This is a genomic window from Streptomyces pyxinae (assembly GCF_024756275.1).
GTDB classification, from domain to species: Bacteria; Actinomycetota; Actinomycetes; order Streptomycetales; family Streptomycetaceae; genus Streptomyces; species Streptomyces pyxinae.
The window spans coordinates 1-2,449 of the sequence record NZ_JANUGQ010000058.1 but is presented as its reverse complement, the minus strand read 5'-3'; the positions used below and the strand labels follow the sequence as shown (position 1 = coordinate 2,449).

Genomic DNA, 2,449 nt, shown 5'->3' with positions numbered 1-2,449 from the left:
GCGATGGGCTCCTGGTCCTTCTCCTCGACCTCACGAAGGCGCTCCCGGACCTGGCGAAGGTCCCCGGTGACACGCTTGAGATACTCGAGAAGCCTGTCTTCGTTGCTGCTCATCCCGCCCCATCCGTCCTCGGCCGTCGTCAACGCTAGAGCGCCGAGAACTAGGAATTTTCTAGATCTTTGTCGATCAGATCGAAGATGTCCTCGACCGTCGCGTCCGCCAGTCGCCGGGCATCGGAGGGTGCCCTTCCGTCCTCGCCCCGGTCACCCGGGTCCCCCGAACGGCTCTGCTCACCGGTCGAGTTGAGCAGGGACAGCAGTTCCCGCAGGCGCCTGCGAACCCCTGAACGGACCGTCTCCTCGGCGGCGGCGGTCGAAATCACCGCCTCCAGCCGGTCCAGCTCGCTGAAGACCGACACCTCGGACGAGCCCGCCTCACCGACGAGTTCACTCCACAACTGCCGGGCGATCGCCTCGGGCGTCGGGTGGTCGAAGACCAGGGTGGCGGGCAGGGCCAGACCGGTGTCGGCGGTGAGCAGATTGCGCAGCTCCACCGCTGTCAGGGAGTCGAAGCCGAGATCCCGGAACGGCAGGTCCGGTTCCACCGCCGAGGATCCGCTGTGCCCGAGGACGGCTGCCGCGTGCGCGCACACCACGTCCACCAGCAGGCGTTCCTGTTCGCCGCCGGACAGCCCGGACAGCTTCTCCCTGAGCGCGGACGCCTCGGCGGCCTGCCCGGTGTGGCCGGCGGTCCCGGCCCTTCCGGCGGTCCCGGTGGCGAGGGCGGCCCTGACCTCGGGCAGGTCGCTCAGCAGGGCGCTGGGCCGGCTGAGGGTGAACGGGACGATGAACCGCTCCCAGTCCACGTCCGCCACGGTGACCGTGCCGTCCCCGTCGCTCAGCGCGCCGTGCAGCGCGGCGATCGCCCGGTCCGGCCGCAGCACGGTCAGTCCGCGCTGCCGCAGCCGCTCCTCGTCCCCGGTGTCGGCGACCATACCGCCCTCGGCCCACGGGCCCCAGGCGATCGCGGTCGCGGTGAGCCCCCGGGACCGCCGGTGCTCAGCCAGGCCGTCGAGGAAGGCGTTCGCGGCCGAGTACGCGGCCTGCCCGCCGCCTCCCCACACTCCGGAGATGGAGGAGAAGAGCACAAAGGCGTCCAACTCCGTTTCTCCGAGCAGTTCATGGAGGTGCCAGGCCCCGAGGCTCTTGGCGGCGACCGTCGCCGCGAAGGCATCGAGCCCGGTGTCCGCGAGCATGCCCGCCTCGGCGGTGCCGGCCGCGTGGACGACGGCGTTCACCGGATGCTCGGCGAGCAGCGCCGCCAGCGCCTCACGGTCGGCCACATCGCACGCCGCCACCGTCACCCGGACTCCCAGCGCCTCCAGCTCGGCCGTGAGAGCCGCCGCACCGGGCGCCTCGGGACCCCGCCGGCCGGAAAGCACCAGATGCTCGGCACCCGCGCCCGCCAGCCAGCGGGCCACATGAGCACCCAGCGCACCCGTACCACCGGTGACCAGCACCGTGCCACGCGGCGACCACCGGGGGCCGCTCCCGGAGGCGGGCAGCCGCGCCAGACGCCGCCCGAACACCCCCCGGTCCCGGATGGCCACCTGATCCTCGGCCGGCCGGTCCGCCGCCGGTCCCGCCGCCTTTCCGTCCTTCGCCGCGGGGCCGTCCTTCGCCCCCGCACTGGCCTGCGCCGACCGGCCGAGGACCGCAGCGAGGCGGCCCGCTATCCGGTCGTCGATCAGGTCCGGGAGGTCCACCAGACCGCCCCAGCGCCGCGCATGCTCCAGCGCCACCACCCGGCCCAGCCCCCAGACCTGGGCCTGCCAGGGCTCCGTCACCCCTTCGGCGGGGCTCACGCCCACCGCGTTCCGGGTCGCGCACCACAGCGGGGCCCCGATGCCCGCGTCGCCCAGGGCCTGGACGAGCAGAACGGAGAGTGCGGCGCCGGTGGTCAGCGCGGGGGCCGCCGGGGCGGGCGAACCGTCGACGGAGAGCAGCGAGAGAACGCCCGCGATGTCCTTGTCACCGGCCGCCTCCACCAGTCGCGCGGCCAGTGTCTCGCGGTCGGTGGCCGGCTCCACCGGGACCGGCACCGGAGTCAGTCCCCGGCCGGTCAGCGCGCGCAGGCAGGCGGTGATCCAGTCGTCACGGAGTCGCTCGGCGCCCACCGGCACCAGCCAGACGCCGGCCCGGTCCCGGCTCTCGGGCTCGGGGAGCCTGGTCCAGGTGATGCCATAGCGCCAGCCGTCCACGGTCGACTGCTCCTTGCGCCGGCGCCGCCACGACGACAGCCTCGGCAGTACGTCGCTGAACGTATCCCCGGCGGCGATGTCCAGGGTCTCCGCGAGCGCCCCCAGGTCCTCCCGCTCCACGGTCGCCCAGAACTCCGCCTCCACCGGATCCGTCGCCGGGTCCGCCACAGCGCTCTCCGGCGCGTCCAG

General features: G+C 73.6%; 2 protein-coding genes. Both read right to left on the bottom strand.

What is annotated here, in order from left to right:
- On the bottom strand, window positions 1–113 hold a 113-nt coding region (locus tag NX801_RS31110), incomplete at its 3' end, for a polyketide synthase docking domain-containing protein (RefSeq protein ID WP_428986276.1).
- A 47-nt stretch (window positions 114–160) separates the two neighbouring features.
- Window positions 161–2,449 (bottom strand): SDR family NAD(P)-dependent oxidoreductase (locus NX801_RS30540; protein WP_258791217.1); only part of this gene is annotated, 2,289 nt, incomplete at its 5' end.